This window comes from Rhodococcus sp. 3258 (genome assembly GCF_031456475.1).
GTDB lineage: Bacteria > Actinomycetota > Actinomycetes > Mycobacteriales > Mycobacteriaceae > Rhodococcoides > Rhodococcoides fascians.
Window position 1 is genome coordinate 471,309 of record NZ_JAVDUT010000004.1, and the last position, 21,597, is coordinate 492,905.

General features: G+C 65.0%; 17 protein-coding genes. 10 read left to right on the top strand and 7 right to left on the bottom strand.

All coding sequences use genetic code 11. The features are described 5' to 3' along the window. Nucleotides 1–62: 62 nt before the first annotated feature. The 4 genes from J2X62_RS15845 to J2X62_RS15860 all read left to right on the top strand — a co-directional run bounded on the left by J2X62_RS15845 (nt 63) and on the right by J2X62_RS15860 (nt 4,936). Nucleotides 63–2,579: an RNA helicase gene (locus J2X62_RS15845; RefSeq protein WP_032389879.1), complete on the top strand. Its 2,517-nt coding sequence runs from the start codon at nt 63–65 to the stop codon at nt 2,577–2,579. A 456-nt stretch (nt 2,580–3,035) separates the two neighbouring features. Further along, nucleotides 3,036–3,623, top strand: coding sequence for a peroxiredoxin (locus J2X62_RS15850; RefSeq protein ID WP_310181659.1), 588 nt, complete (start codon nt 3,036–3,038; stop codon nt 3,621–3,623). 1 nt (nt 3,624) lies between these two features. Then, the gene (locus tag J2X62_RS15855) at nt 3,625–4,164 is read left to right on the top strand and encodes a carboxymuconolactone decarboxylase family protein (protein ID WP_032383674.1); all 540 of its coding nucleotides are present in this window, start codon (nt 3,625–3,627) and stop codon (nt 4,162–4,164) included. A 97-nt stretch (nt 4,165–4,261) separates the two neighbouring features. Next, nucleotides 4,262–4,936, top strand: coding sequence for a PhzF family phenazine biosynthesis protein (locus J2X62_RS15860; RefSeq protein WP_310181662.1), 675 nt, complete (start codon nt 4,262–4,264; stop codon nt 4,934–4,936). Here J2X62_RS15860 and J2X62_RS15865 read toward each other — a convergent pair. Then, nucleotides 4,926–5,600, bottom strand: coding sequence for a hypothetical protein (locus tag J2X62_RS15865; RefSeq protein ID WP_032383676.1), 675 nt, complete (start codon nt 5,598–5,600; stop codon nt 4,926–4,928). The two genes, J2X62_RS15860 and J2X62_RS15865, sit on opposite strands and share 11 nt — an antisense overlap. Before the next feature lie 37 nt (nt 5,601–5,637). On the opposite strand from J2X62_RS15865, the gene J2X62_RS15870 reads away from it, so the two are divergent. After that, nucleotides 5,638–5,868 (top strand): hypothetical protein, encoded by a 231-nt coding sequence (locus J2X62_RS15870; RefSeq protein WP_032383677.1) that lies wholly within the window; start codon nt 5,638–5,640, stop codon nt 5,866–5,868. Here the strand turns inward: J2X62_RS15870 and J2X62_RS15875 are convergent. Continuing rightward, complete coding sequence (locus tag J2X62_RS15875; RefSeq protein WP_032383678.1) at nt 5,852–7,111, bottom strand: aspartate aminotransferase family protein; 1,260 nt, start codon at nt 7,109–7,111, stop codon at nt 5,852–5,854. The genes J2X62_RS15870 and J2X62_RS15875 overlap by 17 nt on opposite strands. Nucleotides 7,112–7,208: 97 nt before the next feature. Between J2X62_RS15875 and hrpA the strand changes: the two genes are divergently transcribed. Next, nucleotides 7,209–11,105: an ATP-dependent RNA helicase HrpA gene (hrpA, locus tag J2X62_RS15880; protein ID WP_310181669.1), complete on the top strand. Its 3,897-nt coding sequence runs from the start codon at nt 7,209–7,211 to the stop codon at nt 11,103–11,105. A gap of 12 nt (nt 11,106–11,117) precedes the next feature. Here the strand turns inward: hrpA and nrdR are convergent, their stop codons facing one another. Then, nucleotides 11,118–11,582: a transcriptional regulator NrdR gene (gene nrdR, locus J2X62_RS15885; protein ID WP_027496857.1), complete on the bottom strand. Its 465-nt coding sequence runs from the start codon at nt 11,580–11,582 to the stop codon at nt 11,118–11,120. A gap of 99 nt (nt 11,583–11,681) precedes the next feature. Next, a complete protein-coding gene (locus J2X62_RS15890) occupies nt 11,682–12,071 on the bottom strand; it encodes a hypothetical protein (RefSeq protein WP_027496856.1) in 390 nt (129 codons plus the stop codon). 399 nt (nt 12,072–12,470) lie between these two features. On the opposite strand from J2X62_RS15890, the gene lexA reads away from it, so the two are divergent. Continuing rightward, nucleotides 12,471–13,154: a transcriptional repressor LexA gene (lexA, locus tag J2X62_RS15895; RefSeq protein WP_027496855.1), complete on the top strand. Its 684-nt coding sequence runs from the start codon at nt 12,471–12,473 to the stop codon at nt 13,152–13,154. A gap of 79 nt (nt 13,155–13,233) precedes the next feature. Here the strand turns inward: lexA and J2X62_RS15900 are convergent, their stop codons facing one another. The 3 genes from J2X62_RS15900 to ptsP form a co-directional block, all read right to left on the bottom strand. After that, nucleotides 13,234–14,376, bottom strand: coding sequence for an acyl-CoA dehydrogenase family protein (locus J2X62_RS15900; protein WP_027496854.1), 1,143 nt, complete (start codon nt 14,374–14,376; stop codon nt 13,234–13,236). Nucleotides 14,377–14,529: 153 nt separating this feature from the next. Continuing rightward, the gene (locus tag J2X62_RS15905; RefSeq protein ID WP_032400221.1) at nt 14,530–15,801 is read right to left on the bottom strand and encodes a uracil-xanthine permease family protein; all 1,272 of its coding nucleotides are present in this window, start codon (nt 15,799–15,801) and stop codon (nt 14,530–14,532) included. 20 nt (nt 15,802–15,821) lie between these two features. Continuing rightward, the gene (ptsP, locus tag J2X62_RS15910; RefSeq protein WP_371832738.1) at nt 15,822–17,489 is read right to left on the bottom strand and encodes a phosphoenolpyruvate--protein phosphotransferase; all 1,668 of its coding nucleotides are present in this window, start codon (nt 17,487–17,489) and stop codon (nt 15,822–15,824) included. A gap of 242 nt (nt 17,490–17,731) precedes the next feature. Here ptsP and J2X62_RS15915 point away from each other — a divergent pair, with 242 nt between their 5' ends. The 3 genes from J2X62_RS15915 to J2X62_RS15925 are packed head-to-tail and all read left to right on the top strand — an operon-like array spanning nt 17,732 to nt 21,569. Then, a complete protein-coding gene (locus tag J2X62_RS15915) occupies nt 17,732–18,499 on the top strand; it encodes a DeoR/GlpR family DNA-binding transcription regulator (protein ID WP_027496851.1) in 768 nt (255 codons plus the stop codon). Next, nucleotides 18,496–19,506: a 1-phosphofructokinase family hexose kinase gene (locus J2X62_RS15920; protein WP_032370129.1), complete on the top strand. Its 1,011-nt coding sequence runs from the start codon at nt 18,496–18,498 to the stop codon at nt 19,504–19,506. The genes J2X62_RS15915 and J2X62_RS15920 overlap by 4 nt, the downstream gene beginning before the upstream one ends. Before the next feature lie 8 nt (nt 19,507–19,514). Further along, nucleotides 19,515–21,569: a fructose-specific PTS transporter subunit EIIC gene (locus tag J2X62_RS15925; RefSeq protein ID WP_310181683.1), complete on the top strand. Its 2,055-nt coding sequence runs from the start codon at nt 19,515–19,517 to the stop codon at nt 21,567–21,569. Nucleotides 21,570–21,597 lie beyond the last annotated feature (28 nt).

Consider the following 21,597-nt stretch of genomic DNA (forward strand, 5'->3'; position numbering starts at 1 on the left):
TCCCGTCGCAGGCGTTCGGTGTCGATTCGGGAACCGCCGTCACCGACACATAGCCTGTAGAGGTGCTCCTCACCGAACTGATACCCGACGTTTCCGCCGCCACCTCCGACGGCGTGGACCCGGACGTCCTGTTCGACACGTTCACCACCTGGGCTTCGGACCGGGGCCTGACGCTGTATCCCGCGCAGGAAGAGGCGCTGATCGAGCTGGTGTCGGGATCCAACGTCATCCTGGCCACGCCGACCGGTTCCGGAAAGTCCATGGTCGCCATCGGTGCCCACTTCGCGGCCATGGCCGCAGGCATTCGCAGTTTCTACACCGCGCCGATCAAGGCGCTCGTCAGCGAGAAGTTCTTCGCCCTGTGCGAGATCTTCGGAGCGCAGAACGTCGGCATGATGACCGGCGACGCGTCGGTCAATTCCGGTGCGCCGATCATCTGCGCCACTGCCGAGATCGTCGCGAACCTGGCACTGCGGCAGGGCGCCGACTCCGACATCGGCCAAGTGATCATGGACGAGTTCCACTACTACTCCGAGCCGGACCGGGGGTGGGCCTGGCAGGTACCTCTGATCGAACTGCCGAACGCCCAGTTCCTGCTCATGTCGGCGACGTTGGGCGACGTCTCGTTCTTCCGCGACGATCTGACCCGACGTACCGGCCGCACGACCACCGTCGTCTCCGGTACCGAGCGGCCTGTCCCGTTGATGTTCTCGTATGTCACCACCCCGATCAGCGAAACGATCGAGGAGCTGGTGCAGACGCACCTGGCTCCTGTGTACGTCGTGCACTTCACCCAGGCGGCGGCACTCGAACGCGCTCAGGCCCTGACGAGCATCAATGTCGCGTCCAAGCAAGAGAAGGCCGCGATAGCCGAGGCCATCGGCAATTTCCGCTTCACCACCGGCTTCGGGTCGACGCTGTCCAGACTGGTTCGTCACGGTATCGGGGTGCATCACGCCGGCATGCTTCCCAAGTACCGCAGGCTGGTGGAGAAACTGGCGCAGGACGGTCTGTTGAAGGTGATCTGCGGTACCGACACGTTGGGCGTGGGCATCAACGTTCCCATCCGGACCGTGCTGTTCACCGGACTCACCAAATACGACGGCATCAGAACACGCAAGCTTCGGGCGCGTGAGTTCCATCAGATCGCGGGACGCGCGGGCCGCGCGGGGTACGACACCCTCGGCACCGTCGTGGTCGAGGCACCCGAGCACGACATCGAGAATGCGCGGCTCGTGGCCAAAGCCGGTGACGACCCGAAGAAGCTCAAGCGGGTACAGCGCAAGAAGGCACCCGACGGCTTCGTCTCGTGGGGCGAGCCGACGTTCGAGCGCATCATCGCGGCGAGCCCGGAGCCGTTGACGTCCCGGTTCTCGGTCAGCAATGCGATGTTGCTCAATGTCATTGCGCGGCCGGGCAATTGCTTCCACGCGATGCGTCATCTGCTCGAGGACAACCACGAGACCCGGCCGGCTCAGCGCAAGCACATCCTGCGTGCGCTGTCGCTGTACCGCGGCCTGGTGGAGGCCGGAATCGTCGAACAGTTGGCCGAGCCGGACGCGGACGGGCGCCATGCCAGGCTGACGGTGGACCTGCAGCCGGACTTCGCGCTCAATCAGCCGTTGTCGACGTTCGCGGTGGCCTCGTTCGAGTTGCTCGACGTCGACTCCCCCACCCACGCGCTCGACGTGGTGTCGATCATCGAGTCGACGCTCGACGATCCTCGGCAGGTGTTGATGGCGCAGCAACATGCCGCACGCGGCGAAGCGGTGGCACAGATGAAGGCCGACGGCATCGAGTACGACGAGCGGATGGAACTCCTCGAAGAGGTCACCTGGCCGAAACCCCTTGCCGAGCTGCTCGTTCCGGCCTTCGAGATCTACCGCGGGTCTCACCCGTGGCTCTCCGAGGTGGGTCTGTCGCCCAAGTCCGTCGTCCGTGACATGGTCGAGCGCGCGATGACCTTCGCGGAGCTGATCAGTCACTACGGCCTCATGCGCTCGGAGGGCCTGGTACTGCGCTATCTTGCCGACGCGTACCGAACTCTGCGCCAGACGGTTCCGCCGGAATCGCGGACCGAGGAAGTGCAGGACATCACCGAGTGGCTGGGCGAGCTGGTTCGGCAAGTCGATTCCAGCCTGCTCGACGAGTGGGAGAACCTGACCGATCCCGGTGCCGAACCGGAAGCCCTGGTCGAGGCGTACGGGTCCGATGCGCCGCGTCCGATCTCGGCGAATCCACGGGCTTTCCGAATCCTGGCCCGTAACGCGATCTTTCGAAGGGTCGATCTGGCGGCGCGTCGTCAGTGGAACGCGCTCGACGACCTGGACGACGGGCCGGACTGGGAGGAGGAATTGGAGCCGTTCTTCGCCGAGTACGGGTTCATCGGCACCGGCCCCTCGGCTCGCGGACCGGCGCTGTTCACCCTGAACGTCGGTGCGGAATCCACCACGGTCCGCCAGGTACTCGAAGATCCGGACGGCGACCACGGCTGGTCCCTCGATGCTGTCATCGACCTCGCCGAATCCGACGCGGCCGGAGAAATCGTGTTCGACGAGATCGTCGTCACGCCCGGCTGATGCGTGCGCCTCGCACGCGAGAAAGCCTGCGAGCGTGGCGAAGTCGGTTATGGCCGACCCGTTCCACGCACTTCGGATCCGAATTGCGTTGCGCGGCAACGGTCAGGGTGCGTCCGCCGAGTACACGACCGGACGGTACGACGGGGACGAAATGCTCCGTGTACACGGTTGGTTGGGCAGGTACCTAGTTTTCGACGGCCCGATACGGTGCCGAGACCAATTGCGTTGCTGCCGTTACGAAGTGGCGGTACTGTGCGGATCGCGGACAAGACTGCGTCGGCCGACAGGGTCGATCGGGCACGCCTGTCGGTCCAGTGCCACTCATCACGTTTACCTTTCGGCCCATTTTTGGCACACTCGTCCAGGTCGGTCGAGCTCGTGCGGCTGCACAATCGCCACCGAGCCGAACCGCTTCCCGACGGAACCGACGCGATCATTTCGACACGAGGAGACCACATGGCACTGTTGACAATCGGCGACCAGTTCCCCGCATACAATCTCACCGCCGTCATCGGCGGCGACCTGTCCAAGGTGAACGCGCAGCAGCCCGACGACTACTTCACCACCGTCACCAGCGACGACCACGCCGGAAAGTGGCGCATCGTCTTCTTCTGGCCCAAGGACTTCACGTTCGTGTGCCCCACCGAGATCGCAGCATTCGGCAAGCTCAACGACGAGTTCGAAGATCGTGACGCGCAGGTCCTCGGTGCCTCCGTCGACAACGAATTCGTGCACTTCCAGTGGCGCGCGCAGCACGACGAGCTCAAGACGCTCCCCTTCCCTATTCTCTCGGATCTCAAGCGCGAATTGGCCGCTGCCACCGGTGTTCTCAATGCCGACGGCGTCGCCGACCGGGCCACCTTCATCGTGGACCCGCACAACGAGATCCAGTTCGTCTCGGTCACCGCCGGATCGGTCGGTCGCAATGTGGACGAGGTTCTTCGAGTACTGGACGCACTGCAGTCTGATGAGCTGTGCGCCTGCAACTGGAAGAAGGGCGATCCCACCATCGACGCCGGCGAACTACTGACTGCGAGCGTCTGACATGTCGATCGACAATTTGAAGAACGCCGTCCCCGAATACGCGAAGGACCTCAAGCTCAACCTCGGTTCGATCGTGCGGTCCACCGTGCTCAGCGAGCAACAGCTCTGGGGCACATTGCTTTCGGTGGCCGCCGCGTCGAAGTCCGCGACCACGTTGAAGGAGATCGCCGAGGACGCCGCCGACTCGTTGTCGGCCGAGGCGTACAACGCCGCTCTGGGTGCCGCGTCGGTCATGGGTATGAACAACGTCTTCTACCGCACCAAGGGCTACCTGGACGGAAAGTACGACGATCTACGCGCCGGCTTGCGTATGAACATCATCGGCAACCCTGGCGTCGAGAAAGCCGATTTCGAGCTGTGGTCGCTCGCGGTCTCGGCCGTCAACGGATGCAACCACTGCCTCGAGGCGCACGAGAAGACTCTGCGCGCCGAGGGCGTCGACCGCGAGAAGATCTTCGAGGCGATTCGCGCCGCATCGATCGTCGCGGGTGTCGCGCAGGCCGTCGAGACCGGCCGCGTACTCGACGGTGCCTCCGTCTGAGGTTCCGCTGAACAGGTCGACACGGGGATCCGCTGCGGCGGGTCCCCGTTCGTCGTCGATCGAGACGCCTCGACGACGTATTGGTAACGTCCCCGGCATGGCTATCGAAGTGTCCGTCGTCCGAGTGTTCACCGATGCCGACGGCAGGTTCGGTAATCCACTGGGCATCGTTGACGCACAGGTTGTAGGCGAGAGCGACAGGCAGGATGTTGCTAGGCAGTTGGGTTTCAGCGAGACGGTGTTCGTCGATCGCTCGTCACCCGGTACCGCGTCGGCGACGATCTACACCCCGGCGACTCAGCTCCCGTTCGCCGGACATCCGACGGTCGGATCGTCCTGGTGGCTTCGCAACAACGGACACTCGGTGCAGACGCTCACCGTCCCCGCTGCCACGCTCGACGTCCGCTACGACGGCGAGCTCACCTGGGTGCGTGCACGCGCCGAGTGGACTCCGCAGTTCACGTTTCATCAGGTCCACGACGCAGCCGAGGTGGCAGCGGCAGATCCGAACACCTACGACAGTGGCCACCACTACATCTGGGCCTGGACCGACGAGCAGCGCGCCGAACTGCGCTCGCGCATGTTCGCGCCGATGATGGGAATCGCCGAGGACGAGGCAACAGGTGCTGCCGCCGTCCGGCTCACTGCCGAGCTCGGTCGGGGCCTGAACATCGTCCAGGGTGCGGGGTCTGCGCTGTGGACCACCGTCGACGAGGACGGGTGGGTGGAGCTCGGGGGCCGAAGCGTCGACGACGACTCGATCACGGTGTGACGGGCACGTCCACTTCGATTTCCTCACCCAGACGCACCCCTTCCGCCAGTGGCAGACGGTCGCCGCTCCAGAACTTTCCTGGATCGAACCAGTTGGCTTTCTTGTTTCCCGTCAACAGACCCATCGAGTCGTAGGTCATCGCAACAACTTCGGCGCAGTACGCGGTTTCGAGCGCAGCGCTCTCCTGCGCGTTCTTCCGGAGCGCCGGCACGCGTCCACGGAACCACCGACCGGCGAGCGCCGCGGTGGTCGGAAAAGCCGTTCCGTCCATCCGCGCGATGGTGCGAAGCAGCGCGTCTTCCTGCTCCTTCGTCACGGCCGGAGTGGAGCCTGGGGAACGACCGGCGTATCCGTCCAATTGCCGCAGCCAACAACGCTGTTGATACCGCTGGGCCCAGTGCGTGACGGCAGCGCGTAGGTCGTGCAGCTGCACTCCACGCTGGAAGTTTCCGGTCCACATGTCCTGCAACGACTTTCCGAGCTCTGCATGCCACATCAGCGGCGGCAGGTCGTCCAGAACGACGGCCATACCGACGTGATTGACCGGGCTGTTCGTCAGAGCCTGAATTGCGCGGTCCGCCGAAGAATGGCCACGGAAGATCCAGATATCGCCGGTTCTGGTGGCATCCACAGCGGTATCGAGGCTGACTCGCGACGGATTCATGGACCAACCCTAGATCTCGTGGCGGTACGGTTGCCGCATGAACGTCTGGAAAGCTCTCGGTCTCGCCGGGATGGCCGGGGTTGCGGCCACCGGGGCGTTGGTGGTGCGGTCCGAGCGCAAGCGGCGCGCGTATGCGCCCGACGAAGTGCGCGATCAGCTGCAACGGCGGTTCGCGGCAATCTCCGCTGAGCCGGAACCCGAACCTGCTCCCCCGCTCTCGCGGGGGAAGCAGCTGTTGAGCAGACTCCGGTTCAGCCGAGCGCACTGAGGATGCGCGAGGCCATATCCTCGATCTCGGCGTCGGTCATGACGAACGCCGGCGAGATCTGCATTGCACCCTGTCCGGCCGCGCGGCCCGAAACACCATGAGCTCTCAACGTTTTCACGAACGGTAATGCCTCCGCCGGGTCGGCGAGCTGAACGGCAGCGACAGCGCCGATGCCACTGCGGACTTCCGCGACCCGATCGTGGTCGGCCAGGGGCGCGAGGTGGGTGTGCAGTGCGGCTTCGATGCGCTTGGAGTGACTCAGCAGGTCCTCGCGCTCGATGATGTCGAGATTGGCCATCGCTGCGGCGGCTGCACCTGCGTGGCCACCGTAGGTGTAGCCGTGACGCCACCAGACTCCGCCTGCGAAGAACGGTTCGGCGATCTTCGGAGCGATGAACACTGCGCCCATCGGGACGTAGCCCGACGTCAACCCCTTGGCGGTCGTCATCAGGTCGGGTTCGAGCTCGAAGCGGGTGGAGGCGAACCAACTACCGCCGATCCGGCCGAATCCGGTCACCACTTCGTCGGCGACGAACAGCACGTCGTTGTCGCGGCAGATCTGCCGTACCTCACGTAGGTAGCCCTCGGGAGGCAAGTAAATTCCACCCGCTCCGATCACCGGTTCGCAGAAGAAGGCGGCGACGTTCTCGGCTCCGACCTCTTCGATCAGCGCGAGAAGCGATTTCGCGTCGTCCCACGCCACTGTTCTGGCGTCGGGCATCAGCTCGCCGTAGTTCTCCTTGTTGACCGGAATGCCGGCGAGCGCGGTGCCGGCGACGTGCATGCCGTGGTAGGCCTTCTGCCGTCCGACGATGATCTTCTTGGACGGCTGTCCCATTTCGACCCAGTAGCGGCGCGCAAGCTTCGCCGCGGTGTCGATGGAGTCCGATCCACCCGAGGTGAAGAAGATCTTGCTGCCCGGCACCGGTGCGATGGCGGCGAGACGATCGGCCAGGGCCAACGTGGTCTCGGGCACGAAGTCGCCGAAGTTCGAGTAGTGGGCGATCGAGCTCAGCTGCGCGGCAACGGCGTCGGCGATCTCGCGGCGGCCGTGACCGACGTTGGTGAACCACAGACCGGCGGTGGCGTCGAGGTATCGGTTGCCCTCGTTGTCGAAGATGTACGCACCCTCGCCTCGCGAGACGACGAACGGCCCATTGGCGGTGACGTTGCCCATGTCGGCGAAGCCGTGCCACAGCGCGGAGGTGTGTGTGGAGGCGGCTGGATCCAGGTCGGAAGACATGCGGTACACAGTAGTCACGTCGAATTCGGCGAGTGCATCGGTTCGTTCCCGGACGGAGTTCGGGTGAGTACCGCGTAACGGATATCCTGGTACGAGTATGTCTACCTCGAATTCGTCCGGTGATCGACGAGCACTCGCCGCACGTGTTGCACAGCTCACCATCCGCGACGAGAACCGGCTCCGACGACGTCTCGACAAGGCCCGCACCGAGGACGCCGTCGCCGCGCTCGAACGCGATGTAGCTCGCGCGGAAGCCGTCATCTCCACACGCCAGGCGGCAGTGCCCACACTCGAATATCCGCAGGCGTTGCCCGTCAGCGCGCGCAAGGACGACATCGCCGCAGCGATCGCTGCCCACCAGGTCGTCATCGTCGCCGGTGAAACCGGGTCCGGCAAAACCACCCAGATTCCCAAGATCTGCCTCGAACTGGGGCGCGGAATCCGCGGCTCGATCGGTCACACGCAGCCCCGAAGGTTGGCGGCGCGCACCGTTGCCGAGCGCATCGCCGAGGAGGTGGGTCAACCACTGGGCGAATCGATCGGCTACAAGGTTCGATTCACCGACCAGTCCTCGGATTCGACCCTCGTCAAGCTGATGACAGACGGCATTCTGCTGGCCGAGATCCAACGCGACCGACTGCTCCGCCAGTACGACACCCTCATCATCGACGAGGCGCACGAGCGCAGCCTGAACATCGACTTCATCCTGGGATACCTCGCGCAACTGCTCCCCCGGCGACCCGATCTCAAGATCGTCATCACGTCGGCGACCATCGATCCGGAGCGATTCGCGCAACACTTCGCACGCGACGGGGTCGCAGCACCGATCATCGAGGTATCCGGCCGTACGTTCCCGGTCGAGATGCGGTATCGACCTCTGACGGTCGACGCGGGAGAAACGACGATCGACCTCGATCCCGTCGAGGCCACCTGCCAGGCCGTCGACGAGCTGATGTCCGAGGGTGACGGCGACATCTTGGTGTTCCTGTCCGGTGAACGCGAAATTCGCGATACCGCGGACGCGCTGGCCGATCGCAATCTCCGCAACACCGAGATCGTGCCGCTGTATGCCAGACTCTCTGCCGCCGAACAGCATCGGGTGTTCTCACCGCACTCGGGACGCCGGGTCGTGCTGTCGACGAACGTGGCAGAAACGTCGCTGACGGTCCCCGGCATCCGCTACGTCGTGGACCCGGGCACCGCGCGCATCTCGCGATACTCGTTGCGCACCAAGGTGCAGCGGCTGCCCATCGAACCGATTTCACAGGCGTCTGCGCGCCAGCGGGCGGGTCGCTGCGGACGCGTCGCCGACGGGATCTGTATCCGGTTGTACTCGGAGGAAGACTTCGAGCGCCGTCCGCAGTTCACCGAGCCGGAGATTCTGCGCACCAATCTGGCCTCGGTCATTCTGCAGATGACCGCGCTCGGATTGGGCAAGATCGACGCGTTTCCCTTCGTCGAGCCGCCGGATCCACGCAGCATCCGCGACGGTATCGGCTTGCTGGAAGAACTCGGAGCACTGAAGCCGGCCACGAAGGACGGCACTGCCGAGCTCACCCCGATCGGCCGCGAACTGTCCGCCCTTCCTGTCGATCCTCGAATGGCACGAATGTTGGTCGAGGCCAACGGCAACGGATCGCTCCGTGACGCGCTGGTGGTGGTGGCGGCGTTGTCGATTCAGGACGTGCGCGAGCGTCCCGCCGAGCACCAACAGGCTGCAGACGAGAAGCATGCCCGTTTCGCCGTCGAGAATTCGGACTTCCTGGCGTACGTGCAGCTGTGGAAGTATCTGCGGCAGCAGCGAGACGAGCTGTCTTCCAACCAGTTCCGACGCATGTGCCGCACCGAGTTCCTGCACTACCTGCGGATCCGCGAATGGCAGGACCTGCACGGACAACTCCGCCAGATCACTCGCGGCCTCGGATGGACAGTGCCCGACGCAGAGTCGAGCGAGAACGCACTGCATCAGTCCCTGCTGTCCGGCCTGCTCTCGCACGTCGGCCTCAGAGAGGGCGACAAGCGTGAATTTCTGGGTGCCCGCGGAGCACATTTCGCGATCTTCCCCGGGTCAGGTCTGTTCAAGAAGCCACCGCGCTGGGTCATGGCTGCAGAACTGGTCGAGACCGGACGACTGTGGGGCCGGATGGCCGCCCGCATCGAACCGGAATGGGCCGAACGGTTGGCACCGCATCTGGTGAAGCGCACGTATTCCGAACCACACTGGTCGATCAAACGGGAATCGGCGCTGGCCTACGAACGGGTGACGTTGTACGGCATCCCGTTGGTGACGCAGCGCCCGGTCAACTATCACCGCATCGATCCCGAGGCGTCTCGCGAGCTCTTCATCAGGCATGCACTGGTTCAGGGCGAATGGAAGACCCAGCACGGGTTCTTTCACAAGAACAGGGCTCTGCTCGACGACGTCGGCGAGCTCGAACATCGTGCTCGCCGACGGGACATCGTCGTCGACGACGACGCACTGTTCGATTTCTACGACGCCCGCATCGCCCCGGAAGCCGTGTCTGCGCGACACTTCGACACCTGGTGGAAGAAGGCCCGCCGGCAAGATCCGTCCCTGCTCGATTTCACTACGGACACCGTCGTCAACTCGGACGCCGCGTCGGTACTGACGGGTGCGTATCCGGACGCGTGGCGACAGGGTGACATTCAATTCCCACTGACGTATCAATTCGAGCCCGGCACGGCCGCTGATGGCGTCACCGCGCGGATTCCCATCGCACTGCTCGCTCAGGTACAGCCGGTCGGCTTCGACTGGCTGGTGCCTGGGATGCGCGCCGAGCTCGTCACCGCCTTGATCAAGACTCTACCGAAGGCATTGCGACGCAACGTGGTCCCGGCTCCGGACTTCGCTGCGGCAGCGTTGGCAGTGATGAAACCGCGGGCCGAAACACTCGTGACGGCTCTGGCCCGAGAACTCTCACGGGCCGCACAGTGCCACATCACCGCGAAGGACTTCGACACTGCGGCGCTACCCGATCACCTGCGAATGACGTTCGCCGCGGTCGACCCGTCCGGGACCGTGCTCGGCAGCAACAAGGATCTGACTGCGCTGCGCGCCGGTCTGGCCGGTGACGTCGGCCGACAGGTTGCACGTGCGGTCGGCGACGCGGAGCGCGCCCCGACGCTGGCGTGGACCTCGGGCACGTTGGGCCGCTTGGAACCCACGGTCACCCGAGACGTGGGCGGGCAGAAGGTCACCGGGTACCCGGCGTTGGTACCCGAGGGTTCGGGCGTGGCGGTGCGAGTGCTCAGTACCCCCGCCCAGCAACGAGCAGCCATGCGCGCGGGCACCCGCACTCTGCTGCTCGCCACGGCACCGAAGGGAACGAAGGCGCTGTTGGCCGGGCTGCCGACCGCCGAACGTCTTGCGCTCGGCCAGAACCCGTACGGCGGCGTCGATGCGCTGCTCGAGGAATGCCGTGCGCTCGCTGTGGAAGAAGCGATGGACGCGCACGGCGGACCGGTTCGCGATCCGGCCGAGTTCGACAAGCTCAGGGCACTGGTGGACGCGGAGGTCCCGCGGCGTACTGCTGCTGTTCTCGCACTGGTTCGACCGGTCCTGACGGCCGCGTTGGCTCTGTCGGCCCAGTTGCAGAGCGCATCGGGTGAGCCGGCCGACGATGTCCGAGAACAGCTCGACGGCTTGATCTTTCGCGGTTTCGTCACCGAATTCGGTTCCCGACGGTTGGCCGATCTGCCACGCTATCTCGCTGCGGCGACGAAGCGGCTGTCCACTCTGCCGAGCAGCGCGGGCCGCGACGCTGCGGCGATGGACGTTCTCGACCGGGTGTACAGCTCGTACGGGCGGCTGTTGGATTCGCTTCCGGAGAGCAGGAAGAACAGCCCGGGTGTGCAGGAGCTGTTCTGGATGATCGAGGAGCTGAGGGTGGGGTTGTTCGCGCAGGGAATTCGTACCGCGTATCCGGTATCGGAGAAGCGCATCGAGAAGGCGATCGCCGATCAGTCTCGCTGATCGGCCCGCGGGTCACTCGACGTCGGCGGACTCTCGATGTTTGCGGAGTTCGTGAATTTCCTTCTCGAAGTCCTCTGCCGAACTGAACGAGCGGTAGACCGATGCGAAACGAAGGTAGGCCACTTCGTCGAGATCGCGTAGCGGTCCGAGAATGGCCAGGCCCACTTCGTTGCTGGGAATCTCGGCCGAACCGGCCGCGCGAATATTGTCTTCGACTTGCTGAGCCAGCAGGTTCAGCGCGTCGTTGTCGACGTCTCTGCCCTGGCAGGCGCGACGAACTCCTTTGACGACCTTCTCGCGACTGAACGGCTCGGTCACACCACTGCGTTTCACGACGGCGAGCACGGCAGCCTCCACGGTGGTGAAGCGTCGACCGCACTCGGGGCAGGACCGGCGTCGCCGTATTGCCTGACCCTCGTCCATTTCACGCGAATCCACCACGCGTGAGTCGGGGTGCCTGCAGAACGGGCAATGCATGAGGGAGCCTCCGTCGTAGCCGATACTCCGACGACGAACGTGCGCGTCGGGGCAGTCTTCGAGGATACTCAGCCACGCTGGGCACCATGGTGCCGGTGGTCATCTGCTGGGTGCGTACTCGACGAGCGCTCCGTCGTGAACCATGACCGCGCCCGCGGGCTGAGTGGCCGCGTCGGGTGTGGTCGCGCTCAGATTCGCGATGCCGATCAGACCGCCGGCCACGACGACCACAGCCAACATCCACAGAACGAGAGAGCGTGGGCGCACGGTCTGGCTCGCGAAATGGGCCGAGGTGTCGTCGAAGTCTCGATCCGCCATCTCGCGATCGGTGACGTCGGTCCAGGACTCGTCCACGACAGGCAAGCACGGGCCGTTCTGCGTCCGACGCGCGTGGTTCTGCAGCACGGGCCGTGAGCGCCGACGACGCTCGACGACACCGGATCGCGAACGCATACCGGCAGTGGTGGGACGATCGGTGGTGATGGTCATCGGAACCTCGTCTTCGCTCGTTGGATCGATTGTTCGATCAGGCGTTCGATGGACGCTTGTTCGAAGTTCTATCACGCACCTCCGACAAAGTCTGTAGAAAACGCGACACGAGTCGAACAGATGTTTGATTCAACAGCTGATACACGCTAGATTCGTGTCAGAAACCACACGCCACACGAGTCGACATCATCAACTCCAGTCCGCGTGGATCGATACCGCGTAGACCGAATCCAGCCGCATCAGCAGGAGGCCGACAGCATGAAGGACGAGACCTCGACGAGGTCCATCACCGGTTCCAGTACGACGGGTTCCACGAAAGCTGGTTCCACGCGAGCCGGATCCTCGACGGTCGGCAAGGCTGCAGCCGGAAAGCCGGCTGCCGAGCCGACCCCGAAGGCCATGGAGGTGGGCACCGACATCAGTGCAGGGCTCACCGAGCGCCAACGGAAGGTGTTGGAGGTCATCCGGGCCTCGGTCACCGAGCGCGGATACCCACCCAGCATTCGAGAGATCGGCGATGCCGTGGGCCTGACGTCGACGTCGTCCGTCGCACATCAGCTTCGCACCCTCGAACGCAAGGGGTTCCTGCGGCGCGACGCCAACCGCCCTCGCGCTGTGGACGTCCGCGGACTGGACGAGGTGCAGGCTGACCAGGCCGCGGCGGCGGTGGACGGTTCGGCAGCGTCCGACGAGCAGGATCGGTTGCCGACGCCGACGTTCGTGCCGGTTCTCGGACGGATCGCCGCGGGTGGACCGATTCTGGCGGAAGAAGCCGTCGAGGACGTGTTCCCACTCCCCCGCGAGTTGGTCGGTCAGGGATCGTTGTTCTTGCTCAAGGTCGTCGGCGAGTCCATGATCGACGCGGCGATCTGCGACGGTGACTGGGTGGTGGTGCGTCAACAGTCCGTGGCCGACAACGGCGACATCGTCGCGGCGATGATCGAGGGTGAGGCCACGGTCAAGACGTTCAAGCGTTCCAAGGGTGAGGTGTGGCTCATGCCGCACAACCCACTGTTCGAGCCGATCCCGGGCAACAATGCCGCCATTCTCGGCAAGGTCGTCACCGTGATGCGCAAGCTCTGAACTCTGTTCGGACACAACGAAGAAGGGCCGCAGCACAGATGCTGCGGCCCTTCTCTTCGGTCCTGAACGATGGAAAGAATCAGAGATTCAGTCCGCGACCGATGATCTCCTTCATGATTTCCGTGGTGCCGCCGTAGATGGTCTGTACCCGAGAATCCATGTACGCCTTGGCAATCGGGTACTCCTTCATGTAGCCGTACCCACCGTGCAGCTGAAGGCACCGGTCGATGAGCTTGACCTGGTTCTCGGTGGTCCACCACTTGGCCATGGCAGCTTCCTGCACGGTCAACTTGCCGTCGTTGAGCAGTTCGATGAATTTGTCGACCATGATGCGGGTGGCGGTGGTTTCGGTAGCGAGTTCCGCCAACACGAATCGCGTGTTCTGGAACTTTCCGATCGATTTACCGAATGCCTTGCGGTCACGGCAGTACTGAATGGTCATCTCCAGTGCCGATTCCATGGCCGCAGCGGCGACGACGGCAATCGAGAGCCGCTCCTGAGGCAAGTTCTGCATCAGGTAGATGAAGCCCATGCCTTCTTCGCCGAGCAGGTTGGCGGCAGGAACCCGAACGTCGGTGAAGCTGAGTTCCGCGGTGTCCTGGGCCTTCATGCCGATCTTGTCGAGGTTGCGACCACGCTCGAATCCGGGCATGTCGCGCTCTACGACCAACAGGCTGAAGCCCTGGGCACCTTTCTCGGGGTCGGTGCACGCTACGACGATGATCAGATCGGCATTGATGCCGTTGGTGATGAACGTCTTCGAGCCGTTCAGTACCCAGTCGTCGCCGTCCCGAACGGCCTTGGTCTTGATGCCCTGCAGGTCGCTACCGGTACCCGGCTCGGTCATGGCGATCGCGGTGATCAGCTCACCGGAGCAGAATCCGGGCAGCCACCGCTGCTTCTGCTCGTCGTTGGCCAACTCGATGAAGTACGGCGCGACGACGTCGTTGTGCAGGGTGAAGCCGATGCCGCTGTAGCCGCCGCGGGTGGTTTCCTCGGTGACGATGGCGTTGTAGCGGAAGTCCTTGACGCCGCCGCCGCCGAACTCCTCCGGTGCGGCAGTCCCGAGGAAGCCCTGCTTGCCGGCCTCTACCCAGACGCCGCGGTCGACGATGTTCTGCTCTTCCCACTTCGCGTGATTGGGGGCTACGTGCTGTTCGAGAAACTTCCGGTACGACTCCCGGAACAGCTCGTGCTCGGGCTCGAAAAGTGTGCGTTCCACGCGGGTCTCCTTGTTCGGTGCGCACCGTCGTCGACCGCGAGAAAGGGGTGTCACAGCGCGGTCGTCGGTGCGACTGACGTCACGGTTCAACAGTACGTTCGCGGTGCACCGAGGGTCGATGACCAAAACGTGCGCGATCCGTGACCGCCCCTGCTAGCGTCGTCGAGTCGTTCTCCCTCGGGCCAACGCCGAGACGATCGGGTATCCCACGAGGATGCCCAGCGATCCCCACGCGATACCACCGAGTTCGACCGATCCGACGGAGAGCGTCAGGTCGCCGATTCCGGCGACGAGTGCGGCGGCGACGACGGTGAGGTTCACGGGATCGGTGAAATCCACCTTGGCGTCGGTCCAGATTCGAACGCCGAGCAGTCCGATGAGTCCGTAGAGCACGAGTGTCGCTCCACCGATGACACCGTCCGGGACGGTGAAGATCAGCGCACCGAACTTGGGCGAGAACGCCAACACGATCGCGGTGATCGCGGCAACCCAGTACGCGGCGGTCGAGTACACGCGGGTAGCGGCCATGACGCCGATGTTCTCCGCGTACGTGGTGGTTCCCGATCCACCGGCGGCCCCGGCGAGGGTGGTCGCCAACCCATCGGCGATCAGAGCGTCACCGGCAACGTCGTCGAGGTTCTTTCCGGTCATCGCCGCGACGGCTTTGACGTGTCCGACGTTCTCGGCGACGAGGACGATCACCACCGGCAGCGCCACCAGAATCACCGACAGCTGGAAGGACGGGCCACGGAACTCGGGTAACCCGATCCAGCTCGCGGCGCTCAGAGCATCGAGTCGTGGTTGCGCGATACCGCCGGTGACGGCAGCGAATACCCAGCCCACGACGACGCCGAGCAGGATTCCGAGCCGACCCACCAGACCGGGACCGACGGCCGTCGCGAGGAGAATCGCCACCAGGGTGACGGCCGCGACGAGCGGTTGCGCCTCGAACGAAGTCGTCGCGGCAGGGGCCAGATTGAGCCCGATCAATACGACCACCGCACCGGTGACGACGGGCGGCATCGCTGCGTCGAGTACCCGCGCTCCGGCGAACTTCACGACGAAGCCGATCGCAGCCAGCACGACGCCGACACAGAGAACGGCACCGAGTTGCGCAGCCGGACCATCGGCTGCGGTCGCACCGAGTGGAGCCAGGAAGGCGAACGACGACCCGAGGTAGCTCGGTACCCGCCCGCGCGTGATGATCAGGAACAGCGCGGTACCGATGCCCGAGAACAGCAGCGTCGTCGAGACCGGGAACCCGGTGATGGTCGGAACCAACAGTGTCGCCCCGAACATCGCGACGACGTGCTGCATCCCGATGCCGACAGTGCGTGGCCACGACAACCGTTCGTCCGGCGCGACCACCGCCCCAGCGTCGACGGTTCGTCCGTTTCCGTGCAGCGTCCAACCCATAGTTCTCATGATGGGAAGAGACTATTGCGTCACCCGAGGATCGCGCTCACTGCCTCACGGGCTGCGGCGGTGCTGTCGGTCTTCAGTGCAGCGGCAGCGGCGGCCTTGCACTGATCGAGGGTCACGGTCGCCAACTTGGACCCGACGTGGGCGACGGCGGCGGAGGCCGCGGACAACGACGTGATGCCCATTCCTACCAGCACACAGGCCAGCAGGGGGTCGGCGGCAGCCTCGCCGCAGACACCGACGGGCTTGCCCACCTTCGCGCCGGCCGCGGCCGTGTGCGCCACCAGTGCGAGCACGGCCGGTTGCCACGGATCGGTCAGACCGGCCAGCTGCGCCGACATCCTGTCGGCGGCCATCGTGTACTGAGCCAGGTCGTTGGTACCGATGGACAGAAAGTCCACGTGCTCGAGGATGTGCTCGGCGAGCAGAGCGGCAGCGGGAATCTCGATCATGACGCCCGGGGTCAGTCCGCGTTCGCGTACATCCGCGGCGAAGTCCTGTGCTTCCTGCGCGGTGGCGATCATCGGTGCCATCACCCACGGCGAGGACTCGGTCGCCTTGGCTGCCGCGGCGATGCCGTCGAGCTGGCGGTACAGGATGCCGCGGTCGGCTTCGGCGATACGGATACCGCGGATGCCGAGCGCCGGATTGGCCTCGTCGGGGTGGTTGGCGAATCGAAGTGGTTTGTCCGAGCCGGCGTCGAGGGTGCGGACGACGACCTTCTTACCTGCGAACGCGTCGAGGACCTGGCCGTAGATCTCGGCTTGCTCGTCGACGGTCGGTTCGGAATCGCGGTCCAGGAAGCACAGTTCGGTGCGGAACAATCCCACCCCGTCGGCTGCGCTGGAGCGCGCTGCGCGGGCACCGGCTCCGTCCTGGACGTTGGCGAGGATATCGACGGAATGTCCGTCGGAGGTCGCGCCCGGCCCGGTCCACCGAGACACTCGGTCCAATTCGTCCCTGGCCGAGACGACTGCTGCGCGGGCGGTGTCGGCATCCGGTTCCAGTTCGATGCGTCCGCTGGTTCCGTCCACGGATGCATGCGTGCCGGCGGCGATGTCGTCGAGGCCTGCGACGGCCACGATGCAGGGAATCCCCAGCTGCCGCGCGATGATCGCGGTGTGACTGGTCGGGCCGCCCAGTGAGGTGGCGAGGCCGACGATGAGGGTGGGGTCGAGGCCCGCGGTGTCGGCGGGTGCCAGGTCGTCGGCGAACAGTACCGACGGTTCGGCCGGCACGGGAACACCCGGCTCGGGCACACCGAGAATTTCGGCGATGACGCGATCGCGAATGTCGCGCAGATCGGTCACTCGTTCGGCCATCAATCCGCCGAGCTGGGTGAACATGGCGGCGAACTTCTCGGTCGCGGCAGCAGTGGCGGTGACGGCGGTGTTGCCCTTGGCGATCGAGGCGCGAGCGGCACCGAGCCATCCGCGGTCGGTTGCCATCGCGGCGTTGGCCGACAGCACCTCCGAAGCGGCTCCCGTCGCCAGCTCCGCGCGTCCGCGCAATCGAGTGGCGACGGCGTTCGCCGCTGCATCGAACACAGCCTTCTCGGACTCCCGATCGGCTTCGGCCACCTCACCGGTGTCGGCCGGGATGGCCGGACGTGCCCCGGGACGGATGACGGGTCCGTAGCCGACTCCGGGCACGACGGGTGTGCCGCGCAGTGTCGTGGACTCCGCTCCGATCGACGACGTCCCATCTGCAGCAGGTGCTGCATCGGTGTGTCCGGTCGATGCGGTGCTGACCGATCCCGTCATGTGGTCCTCCTCGGATCCTGCGTGTACGTCTGTCGTCCCGGATGTCAGATGAGTGTGCCGCACCTGGCTTCCCGATGATGTTGTGACCGAGATTACTCCAAACCCTTGACATGTCAACACACACGGGCGTAAAACAACATAAAGCAACATCAACCGGGAAGGAGACGCAGGTGTACGCAGAAGAAAGACAGCACGCCATCGCTGAGCTGATCAGCACGCAAGGACGCGTCTCCGTCAACGACCTGGCCGCCAACTACGGCGTCACCACCGAGACCGTGCGACGCGATCTGGCCACCCTCGATCGACTGGGAGTGGTACGCCGCGTGCACGGTGGAGCGGTACCCGCCTCGGCGTTGACCACACTCGAGCCGGGCGTCTCGGAACGAGAGTTCACCCGCGCGGACCAGAAGGACGCGATCGCAGCGGCTGCGTTGTCGTTCCTCCCACCCGTCGGCGGCAGTGCGGTCTTCGATGCGGGCACCACCACCGGCCGCCTGGCGGGACTGCTACCGCACGATCGCGAACTCACCATGGTCACCAATTCCGTACCGATCGCAGCCCGGGCCGCAACCATGCCGAGCATCAGTCTTCGATTGCTCGGCGGGCGTGTTCGAGGAACGACACAGGCCGCTGTGGGCGACGAGGCACTGCGCGCCCTCGAATGGCTACGGGTGGACGTTGCGTTCATCGGAACCAACGCCATCAGCGTCGGACACGGACTGTCCACCCCCGACAGCGACGAAGCCGCGGTCAAGCGCGCCATGGTCGACGCCGCGAACCATGTTGTCGTGCTGGCAGATTCGTCGAAGATCGGCCGCGAGCACCTGGTGAGTTTCGCCCGAGTAGACACCATCGACGTCATCGTCACCGACAGCGACATCTCGAACGAAGACCGTAAACAACTCAGCAACAAAGGAATCGAGGTGGTGATCGCATGATGGTCACGCTCACGGCCAATCCGAGCATGGACCGCACGGTCACGCTCGAGACGCCACTGACCCGCGGCGGAGTGCACCGGGCGTCGTCCTCGGCCGTCGACCCGGGTGGCAAGGGCGTCAACGTCGCTCGCGTCATCGGCGGATCGGGAGTAGAGGCGCTGGCCGTCCTGCCGGCCAACGTCGGCGATCCATTACTCGACGCGATGTCCGCCAAAGGCGTTCGATACTCGGCAGTTCCGACGTCCGGACCGGCGCGCACCAACATCACCGTCAGCGAAATCGGTGGCACGACCACCAAGATCAACGAGCCGGGTGCAACGGTGTCGGAGCAGACACGCGCCGAGCTGCGAGACCGGATTCTCACGCTCGCTGTCGATGCCGAGTGGGTGGTGCTGTCGGGTTCGCTTCCTCCCGGCCTGCCCGTCGAGTGGTACGCGGAACTGGTTGTCGCCCTTCGCGCTACCACGGCCAAAGTTGCGGTGGACACCTCCGACGAGCCGCTGCTCGCTCTCGCGGATCGGTTTCCGGAATCGGCACCCGACCTGATCAAGCCCAATTCGGAGGAACTCGCCCAGCTCACCGGGTACGATTCCGAGGAGTTGGAAAGCGCTGCGGCACAGGGTGATCCGTCGGCCGCTGTTTCCGCCGCGACGATCCTTCTCGGCCGAGGAGTAGGTGCCGTACTGGCGACGCTCGGCAGCGCCGGAGCAGTCCTGGTCACCCAGGGCGGTGCCTGGTACGCCAGCCCACCTCCGATCACGGCCGTCAGCACCGTCGGCGCAGGAGACTCCTCGCTGGCCGGCTACATTCTGGCCGACGTCGAGAACTGTTCCGACGCAGACAAACTTCGCCGCGCCGTCGCCTACGGAACGGCAGCCACCGCACTTCCAGGCACCACGCTTCCCCTGCCCGAGCAGACCCATCCGACTTCGGTGACGGTTCGCGCGCTCGACATCTCCACGTCCGTCACCCCGTCCACGCTCTCCCCTTCTTCGAACCGTCTCTAGGAGTCCCCATGTCCACCCCCACCGAAGATCAGCCGATCATCGCCGAGGATCTGATCCTCCTCGACGCCGATCTGGGCGAATCCAAAGCTGCCGTCATCGAACGCCTCGCAGGCGTGCTGGCCCACGCGGGTCGCGCAACCGACACCGACGCCCTGCGCGACGCAGCCCTTGCGCGCGAAGCCCAGTCGGCCACCGGCCTGCCCGGCGGCATCGCAATTCCGCACTGCCGTTCCGAGGCGGTCACGAGCGCCTCGCTCGGCTTCGCCCGCCTGAACCCCAAGGTCGACTTCGGCGCCCCCGACGGCCCCGCCGACCTCGTCTTCCTCATCGCTGCACCGGCCGGAGCCGGTTCGGCGCACATGAAGCTGCTCTCCAGCCTGGCTCGGGCACTGGTCAAGCCCGAATTCGTCACCTCACTGCGCAACGCGTCCTCGCCCGCCGAGATCGTCTCGCTGGTCGACGGAGTCATCAACCCGGCCGCCAAGCCGGTTGCCGCAACCGCTGCAGCTGCGCCGGTCGACACCGCGAAGCACAGTGCGCCTGCAGCCACCCCCGAGACGGCAACATCCGCCTCGCCCAAGCACATCGTGGCAGTCACCGCCTGCCCCACCGGAATTGCGCACACCTACATGGCTGCCGATTCACTCGTCGCCGCAGGCGAGCGCGCGGGTGTCACGGTGCACGTGGAGACTCAGGGCTCGAGCGGCAGCACGCCCCTCGACCCCGCACTCATCGCCGGTGCCGAGGCCGTCATCTTCGCCACCGACGTGGGCGTCAAGGGCCGTGAGCGATTCGCCGGTAAGCCCGTCATCTCTTCCGGCGTCAAGCGCGCCATCAACGAGCCCGACGTCATGGTCACCGAAGCGCTCCGCGCAGCTCTCAATCCGGATGCTGCTCGCGTCGGCGGCACCGCTGTCGCGGCCGGCTCCACCGACTCTGCCGGTGAGCTCGGATGGGGCACCCGCCTGCGTCAGATCCTGCTGACCGGTGTCAGCTACATGATTCCGTTCGTCGCCGCCGGTGGACTCCTGATCGCCCTCGGATTCCTGCTCGGTGGGTACGAAATCAAGGATGTCGCCGAGGACATCGTCGTCAACAACTCCATCACTTCGCTGCCCGACGGCGGAATCGCCGCCTACCTCGGTGCCGTGCTGTTCCAGATCGGCGCGCTGTCCTTCAGCTTCCTGGTGCCCGCGCTGGCCGGTTACATTTCCTATGCCATAGCCGACAGACCAGGTCTGGCACCAGGTTTCACCGCCGGCGCAGTGGCCGTGTTGGTGGGCGCAGGCTTCATCGGCGGTCTCGTCGGTGGCCTGATCGCCGGCTTCGTCGCACTGTGGATCAGCAAGTGGAAGATCCCCGCGGTTCTGCGTGGCCTGATGCCGGTTGTCATCATCCCGCTGTTCGCCACCCTCATCGTCGGCGCGATCATGTTCCTGCTGCTCGGCAAGCCGCTCGCCGCGATCACCAGTGGACTGACCGACTGGCTCAACGGACTCAGCGGTTCCTCGGTCATCATCCTCGGCATCATTCTCGGCCTGATGATGTGCTTCGACCTCGGCGGACCGGTCAACAAGGCGGCCTACGCCTTCGCCACTGCAGGCCTGTCGGTCACCGACACCGCCTCACTGCGCATCATGGCAGCGGTCATGGCGGCCGGAATGGTGCCGCCCCTGGCCATGGCACTGGCCTCGACCGTTCGTTCGCGTCTGTTCACCGAGGCCGAGCGCGAGAACGGTAAGGCTGCATGGTTCCTCGGAGCAGCATTCATCTCCGAGGGCGCCATCCCGTTCGCCGCGGCCGATCCGTTCCGCGTCATCCCGTCGATGATGGCCGGCGGCGCAGTCACCGGTGCCATGATCATGGCCTTCAACGTCACCCTCAGCGCGCCCCACGGCGGGATCTTCGTGTTCTTCGCCATCGGAAACATCCTGTGGTTCATCGTCTCGCTGGCCGTGGGCACCATCGTCTCCGCATTCCTGGTGGTCTCCGCCAAGCAGTTCATCAAGGGCAAGAACGCACCGACCGACGCCGAACTCGACCCGGCACTCGCCACCGTCTGACGCTCGATACGATCCAACGAACCCACTA

What these genes read in the sequence shown, in the direction of transcription:
- J2X62_RS15850 (WP_310181659.1), top strand. Translation starts at nt 3,036, where the DNA reads ATGGCACTGTTGACAATCGGCGACCAGTTCCCCGCATACAATCTCACC.
- J2X62_RS15855 (WP_032383674.1), top strand. Translation starts at nt 3,625, where the DNA reads ATGTCGATCGACAATTTGAAGAACGCCGTCCCCGAATACGCGAAGGAC.
- J2X62_RS15860 (WP_310181662.1), top strand. Translation starts at nt 4,262, where the DNA reads ATGGCTATCGAAGTGTCCGTCGTCCGAGTGTTCACCGATGCCGACGGC.
- J2X62_RS15865 (WP_032383676.1), bottom strand. Translation starts at nt 5,600, where the DNA reads ATGAATCCGTCGCGAGTCAGCCTCGATACCGCTGTGGATGCCACCAGA.
- J2X62_RS15870 (WP_032383677.1), top strand. Translation starts at nt 5,638, where the DNA reads ATGAACGTCTGGAAAGCTCTCGGTCTCGCCGGGATGGCCGGGGTTGCG.
- J2X62_RS15875 (WP_032383678.1), bottom strand. Translation starts at nt 7,111, where the DNA reads ATGTCTTCCGACCTGGATCCAGCCGCCTCCACACACACCTCCGCGCTG.
- hrpA (WP_310181669.1), top strand. Translation starts at nt 7,209, where the DNA reads ATGTCTACCTCGAATTCGTCCGGTGATCGACGAGCACTCGCCGCACGT.
- nrdR (WP_027496857.1), bottom strand. Translation starts at nt 11,582, where the DNA reads ATGCATTGCCCGTTCTGCAGGCACCCCGACTCACGCGTGGTGGATTCG.
- J2X62_RS15890 (WP_027496856.1), bottom strand. Translation starts at nt 12,071, where the DNA reads ATGACCATCACCACCGATCGTCCCACCACTGCCGGTATGCGTTCGCGA.
- lexA (WP_027496855.1), top strand. Translation starts at nt 12,471, where the DNA reads ATGGAGGTGGGCACCGACATCAGTGCAGGGCTCACCGAGCGCCAACGG.
- J2X62_RS15905 (WP_032400221.1), bottom strand. Translation starts at nt 15,801, where the DNA reads ATGAGAACTATGGGTTGGACGCTGCACGGAAACGGACGAACCGTCGAC.
- J2X62_RS15920 (WP_032370129.1), top strand. Translation starts at nt 18,496, where the DNA reads ATGATGGTCACGCTCACGGCCAATCCGAGCATGGACCGCACGGTCACG.
- J2X62_RS15925 (WP_310181683.1), top strand. Translation starts at nt 19,515, where the DNA reads ATGTCCACCCCCACCGAAGATCAGCCGATCATCGCCGAGGATCTGATC.